The sequence below is a fragment of the Streptomyces galbus genome, from assembly GCF_005280195.1.
Lineage (GTDB): Bacteria > Actinomycetota > Actinomycetes > Streptomycetales > Streptomycetaceae > Streptomyces > Streptomyces galbus.
In genome coordinates, this window is the sequence record NZ_SZPR01000074.1 from 1 (window position 1) to 1,134 (window position 1,134).

A 1,134-nucleotide genomic window follows, 5' to 3' on the forward strand; every position below is an offset into this window, starting at 1 on the left:
CCGACGAAGCCCGCCCCCGGCTCCCTGAAAGCGACAGCGGCGCGGCTCCCGCGACGGTGGGACCACCCCCGCAGGGGCCCCTTGACCACCGTCCCCGGTTCGTCGTCCGCTCGGGCTTCGACGCCCGCCGGTTCACCCATGAAGGCGATCCGGTCACCGACCTGACCGTCCGCGTCGCCCTGCGCGGCACCGACGAACAGGCCACCCGCGTCTTCGACCAACTCCAGCAGGGCGTGCGGGAGTTCCTCAACGACCCCGCCTACCGACTCCCCGACGGCGACCGCCTGCACGTCACCGTCGAACGCATCGACCCGGACGACACCCAGGCGCAGGCCCCGCACCTGACCGTGGACCTCGTGGGCCGCGACCAGGCGATGGACCAGGTGACCTGGTGGACCGACGCAGCACCCGTCCAACTGGTCCACGAGCTCACCCACCAGCTCGGCCTGCGCGACGAATACCGCGACACCGACACCCCGCACCGCCCCCACGTCCTGGGCAGCCTGCTGGGCGACCTCAACGAAGCCCCCGAAGACTCCTCCCTCGCACCCGCCGGCCTGCGCGACCGACACCTGGCCCTCCTCGGGGCCCTCATCGGCGACGTAGCCCGCGCCCCTAAGCCCGACAGCGAGCCCGCTCAACGAAGCTGGGCCTCGGCACGCGACACCGCCATCCCCGCACCTCGCACATCCATCTGGGTCGACCCCGTCTCCCTGCCCCGCCCCACCGGCACCACAGCCGGTCCCGACGTCCCGGCCCACATGCCCCAGGAGACGGACACCGCGCCCGAAGCCCCGGCGCAGCAGGCTCCGCTGCCCTTCAAGTTGGGCCGGTTCGAGTTCACGAACCTGAAGCAGACGGACCGTTACCTGGACAAGGCCGTCCGCATCGCCGAACTCCTCGACGAACACGCCACGATCAGGGACTACGTCGGCGACCGCTCCGTGCGTATCACCCTGCACCTGCGCACGACCGAGACCCCGGCGGACGTCATCGACCGCGGTGACGACGGCGTCGACATCAACCTCGCCAGCTACTACTTCGAGAAGTACGACACCGGCTACATCATGGGCATGCTCGCCCACGAGATCGGCCTGCATCCCCTCGCCTCGCGCAACACACGCATCCCCGAGG

At 70.7% G+C, this 1,134-nt stretch carries 1 protein-coding gene; it reads left to right on the forward strand.

Annotation, left to right across the window (positions count from 1 at the left end; genetic code table 11):
• Nucleotides 1-56 precede the first annotated feature (56 nt).
• A partial coding sequence (locus E4U92_RS36175) for a hypothetical protein (protein WP_168725287.1) occupies nt 57-1,134 on the forward strand: 1,078 nt, incomplete at its 3' end.